Source organism: Flavonifractor plautii ATCC 29863, assembly GCF_000239295.1.
In the GTDB taxonomy this organism is placed as follows: domain Bacteria; phylum Bacillota; class Clostridia; order Oscillospirales; family Oscillospiraceae; genus Flavonifractor; species Flavonifractor plautii.
Genome location: NZ_JH417711.1, coordinates 1 through 4,512, shown reverse-complemented (window position 1 = coordinate 4,512; position 4,512 = coordinate 1). Strand labels below are relative to the sequence as shown.

At 62.7% G+C, this 4,512-nt stretch carries 5 protein-coding genes; all 5 read right to left on the bottom strand.

Translation table 11 applies throughout. The features are described 5' to 3' along the window. Nucleotides 1–34 precede the first annotated feature (34 nt). On the bottom strand, nucleotides 35–1,528 hold the full coding sequence (locus HMPREF0372_RS06575) for a sensor histidine kinase (protein WP_007490026.1): 1,494 nt from the start codon (nucleotides 1,526–1,528) through the stop codon (nucleotides 35–37). Between the two features lie 15 nt (nucleotides 1,529–1,543). Continuing rightward, the gene (locus tag HMPREF0372_RS06570) at nucleotides 1,544–2,032 is read right to left on the bottom strand and encodes a hypothetical protein (RefSeq protein WP_007490024.1); all 489 of its coding nucleotides are present in this window, start codon (nucleotides 2,030–2,032) and stop codon (nucleotides 1,544–1,546) included. Continuing rightward, a complete protein-coding gene (locus tag HMPREF0372_RS06565) occupies nucleotides 2,029–2,721 on the bottom strand; it encodes a response regulator transcription factor (protein WP_007490022.1) in 693 nt (230 codons plus the stop codon). Before HMPREF0372_RS06565 ends, HMPREF0372_RS06570 begins: the two co-directional genes overlap by 4 nt. A gap of 12 nt (nucleotides 2,722–2,733) precedes the next feature. After that, nucleotides 2,734–3,384 carry a UBA domain-containing protein gene (locus tag HMPREF0372_RS06560; RefSeq protein WP_007490020.1) on the bottom strand — a complete coding sequence of 217 codons (651 nt, stop codon included), beginning with the start codon at nucleotides 3,382–3,384 and terminating at the stop codon, nucleotides 2,734–2,736. A 215-nt stretch (nucleotides 3,385–3,599) separates the two neighbouring features. Next, nucleotides 3,600–4,512: tyrosine-type recombinase/integrase (locus HMPREF0372_RS06555; RefSeq protein ID WP_007490019.1), on the bottom strand; the 913-nt coding region annotated here is incomplete at its 5' end.

Below are 4,512 nucleotides of genomic sequence, written 5' to 3'. Positions count from 1 at the left end.
CCAAGGGAGAGGCCGGCCCTTCAGGGGCTTTCTTTTACGCCGGGCGGGTCTGCTCCGCATCTTCGTCCGCACCGCCGGCATCCAGCTCGGCGACGGGGAGAACGATGGTCATGCGGGTGCCCACGCCGGGCCAGGAGCGCACCTCGAACCAGCCGCCGTGGCGGTCCACGATCCACTTGGCGATGGCCAGCCCCAGCCCGGTGCCGCCGGTCTGGCGGGCCCGGGACTGGTCGGTGCGGTAGAAGCGGTCGAACACGTGGGGCAGGCTGCCGGCGTCGATGCCCTGGCCCTCGTCCTGGACGGAGAGGCGGGCCATGCCGTCCCGCAGGGCGGCGGACAGGGTGATGTGCCCTCCGGCGGGGGTGTATTTGATGGAGTTGTCCACTAGGATGCGCAGGGCCTGCTTGGTCAGTCCCACGTCGGCGCAGACCGGCACGGCCCCCTCCCACCGGGCGGAGAAGGTGTGGGTCTGGTCGATCATCCCGGTCTCCTTGAGCACCTCGGCGGCCACCTCGGTCAAGTCGAAGGTCTCCATCTCAATGTGCATGGAGTCGTTGTCCCCCCGGGCCAGGAAGAGAAGCTGCTCCACCAGCTCCTTCATGGAGTCGGCCTCCTGCCGGATGGCGTCGATGGCCTCCTGGCGGGTGGCGGGGTCGTCCTTGCCCCAGCGGTTGAGCAGGTTGGCGTAGCCCTGGATCACCGCGATGGGGGTGCGCAGCTCATGGCTGGCGTCGGAGACGAAGCGCATCTGGGAGCGGTAGGCCTCGTTGATGCGGTCCAGCATGGCGTTGATGGCCTGGGCCAGGGTTTTCAGCTCCTTCTGGGTGCCGGGCAGGTCGATGCGCCGGTCCAGATGGGTGGCGTTGATCTCGTCCAGCTTGCCCGCCAGGGCCTTCAGCTCCTCCGGCGACATGCGCTCCACCTGGTTGAGCTTGGCGGCGGTGGCGGCCAGCTCCTGGATGGGGCGGAGTACCTTCTTAATGGAGCCGGCGTTCTTGAACAGGTTGGTCACCAGGCTGGCCAACTGGCAGATGAACAACACCCGGGCGGCAAAGACGAAGATGGCTGCGGGCTGGGTCAGATCCAGCCGGATGGCGTAGGGCTCGTCCCCCGGCATCTGGAGGGTGTAGCTGGTGGCGTCGCCGGAGGAGAAGGTGACCAGCAGAAGGAGATCCACCGTGCCGGGGTTGAAGTAGCGCACGCCGCCCCGGGTCTCCTCCGGCGAGGGCAGCCAGCCGGGCAGGCGGAGGCCGTCCGCCTCCGGCGTGCCGGCGGTGACGGTGTAATCCCCTGCCGTCATCCACTCCGTGGCCTCCGCCGAGGGGACGCCCCGCTCCTCCACCAGAGTGCTGATCTGGGCCGCCTGCTGCTCCGACCAGACGAACAGGCCGCCGCAGAACAGGAACAGCAGCAGCAGATCCATGGTGAAATAGATGCCCAGCAGCCGGAAAAAGAGGCGTGTGTTGAGCCGGGCCACGATGGAGGACTTGATGCGCCCCGGCGGGCGCTTGTTCGCTCTGTGTGCCATGGGAACTCCCTCCTCCTAATCCCCGTCCAGCCAGGCCAGCACGGGCGCCAGACGCTCCGGGGAAACCCAGTCGCCCCCGTCCCGGAAGGCGTCCCGCATGGCCCGGTCGGCCTCCGTCTCCGCCGGGGCCCTGGACACCAGCCGGGCCATGGGGGCCATCATGGCGCGGTAGAAGCCGGTGAGCTTCTCCGGGGCGTAGCCGCCCCGGAGGTAGAACAGGGGAACGCCCTCCAGCCGGTTGTCCCGGCGCAGCTTGGCCTCCTCCACCTCCGCCGCCATGCCCACGGCGCACACCGCCGCCGTCCGGAAGCGGCGGCGGGCCCCCTTCAGGCCCTTGATCCCCCCAGCGCACAGCCAGCCCAGGTAGATAACCGCCGTCCCCCGGGGCAGGGCGGCGGCCTCCTTCAGCGGGCGGCAGGGCAGGCCGGTGCGCTCCGCCAGCAGGGCGGCGTACCGGGCGGTGAAGCCGGTCTGGCTGGTGTAGACGATGGCGGCCGCGTTCATTGTCCTTCCTCCCGAATCACATAGCCCACGCCGCGGACGGTGTGGATGAGCTTGATACCGAAGTGCTCGTCGATTTTGGCCCGCAGAAAGCGGATGTATACGTCCACTGCGTTGGTCTCCCCCACGAAGTCGAAGCCCCACACATGGTCCAGCAGGGACTCCCGGGAGATGACCCGCTCCTTGTTCTCCAGCAGGTAGCGCAGCAGATCGAACTCCCGGCGGGTGAGCTCCACCCCCTCGCCATTCACGCTCACCTCGTGCCGGTCGGTGTCCATGGTGAGGGGACCGGCGGTGAGCAGGCTCCGGGGCGGCTCCGCGGCCTGGGCGGGGCGCTTGCGCAGGGCCGCCCGGATGCGGGCCAGCAGCTCCTCGATGGCAAAGGGCTTGGTAATGTAGTCGTCCGCCCCCATGTCCAGGCCGGACACCTTATCCACCACGGTGTCCCGGGCAGTGAGCATGATGACGGGCATGGCGCTCTCCCGCCGCAGGCGGCGCAGCACCTCCATGCCGGACAGGGCGGGCAGCATGATGTCCAGCAGCACCAGGTCGAACTCCCCCGACAGGGCCCGGTCCAGCCCGGCGCGCCCGTCGAAGGCCTTCTCCACCTCGTACCCCTCGTATTGGAGCTCCAGCTCCACCATGCGGGCCAGCTTCTCCTCGTCCTCCACCAACAGGATTCTCTCTGCCATCTCTCTCGCTCCTTACTTGCCTTTTTTCCCCCTGGATTTGTCGAATTCCCGCTTGAATTCGTCCCGTACCTGGCCCACCGCGTCCCCCACCTTGGCGGACACCTGGTTGACCACCTCGCCCACCCGGTTTTTGTCCAGATCCGGGCCGGAAAAGCGGTATTTACAGCCGAAGAACAGGCCCACCACCAGCAAGGGCAGGGAGATCCAGTAGGCCACCAGCACCAGCAGGATCAGGATCAGCACGGGCAGGGCGGTCATCCGCTCCCCGTTGCGCCACACCTCAAACTGGTTGACCGTGCAGTGGCGCAGCAGATCCACCGCCGCCGCCAGCAGCTCCCGCAGGCGGGCGCGCCAGCTTCCCCGCTCCTCCCGGCCGCGGTGGCCGCCCGCGGTCACGGCCAGCCCCCAGAACCGCTTCTCGTCCTTCCCGGACGCCTCCGGCCCCCGGGTGGGCCCGGAGGGCGGCGGCTCCGGGGCGGCCCCAGGCTGGGTGGTGAAAAAAGCGCCCCGCCCGCCGCCCGGCGGAATCCGGCCCTCCCGCTCCAGCAGGATCAGGGCGTCCAGCAGATCGCCGTCACAGGCCTCCAGGGCCCGCCGGGCCTCCTCATAGGAGACTGCCGCGTGCGCGCGGAGCCGTTCCACCTGTTCCAAAGTCACTGACATAGAGGCCACCACCCTTTCAACGGTTTTGTAATTACAGTATACCCAAGCCGCAGGGCGGATGGAATTGATCTTTCCTTAAAAACACATTAAAAGTCCATCTAATTTTATAACTAAAAATACTAGAATAACAAGGAGAATGCACAATAAAAACAACTTTTTTGAACTTTTGATGCGTTGTTCTATTTGCACATATTTAAGAAGAAAGTTACAAATACTTAGGAAACCTTCTGGATCTCTTTAGCCAAAAACGAAACATCTACGTGCGTATAGTGCTCGGTAACATCTCCATCGGAATGCCCTAAGATGCGCTTTATAGCGACTTCGTCCACCCCGGCCATTCTCATCCGAGACGCGGCGGTATGTCTGCACCAATGAGGGGTGGCGGAAAGGAGTCCTAATTCTTCCATAACTTTAGAGAATAGCGGGCGGTATTTGTATGCGGGGATTGCATTCCCGTCATCATCACAGATAATAGTTTTACCGCCCCTGGACAGCCACTTGGTCAGATATGGCATGATTTTAGGATGTACCGGGACAATCCGATTTTTCCCGGCCTGTGTTTTTAGGCCGCCCTGCAAATAGCTCCCATCTGGATGATAGGAAAATCTGGTAAGCCCCAAAAACTCGGACACCCGGAATCCAGTATAACACAGCATTAGTACGGTATCAGCCCAAGGGAATCCAGAGGACGCCAGGTTCTCCAATTTACGCATTGTGATATCATCAAAAGCACCCTTTTCGTGCTTTGCTTCAACTCCTGGAAGTTCCACAAAAGCGGAATAGTCTTTATATACGATATCGCGCTCCATTGCGTGCTTAAAAAGTGCTTTCATAAGCACTTTGTCATTGCTAATACTAGATTTCGATAATCCGTTGGCCTCGTCTTTGTCAATAATAGATTGCAGGTCGTCAATCGTAACCTTGCACATATCCTTTTTTTCTAGCACACAGAGGCGCGCCCAAGAAGCCTTATAGCTGGCGATAGAGGCGGCTCCTGCCTTTGCATACTTTTTGGCAGACCACTGATTGTATACGTCTCCCCAGGTAACGGCGAGTGACTTTGCCGGGATATTAGATGCCAAATATTTATCGAGGGCTGTAGGACTACAATACATATTGGACATCTGA

Coding starts and splice junctions, on each gene's coding strand:
- HMPREF0372_RS06575 (WP_007490026.1), bottom strand. CDS start 1,528: ATGGCACACAGAGCGAACAAGCGCCCGCCGGGGCGCATCAAGTCCTCC.
- HMPREF0372_RS06570 (WP_007490024.1), bottom strand. CDS start 2,032: ATGAACGCGGCCGCCATCGTCTACACCAGCCAGACCGGCTTCACCGCC.
- HMPREF0372_RS06565 (WP_007490022.1), bottom strand. CDS start 2,721: ATGGCAGAGAGAATCCTGTTGGTGGAGGACGAGGAGAAGCTGGCCCGC.
- HMPREF0372_RS06560 (WP_007490020.1), bottom strand. CDS start 3,384: ATGTCAGTGACTTTGGAACAGGTGGAACGGCTCCGCGCGCACGCGGCA.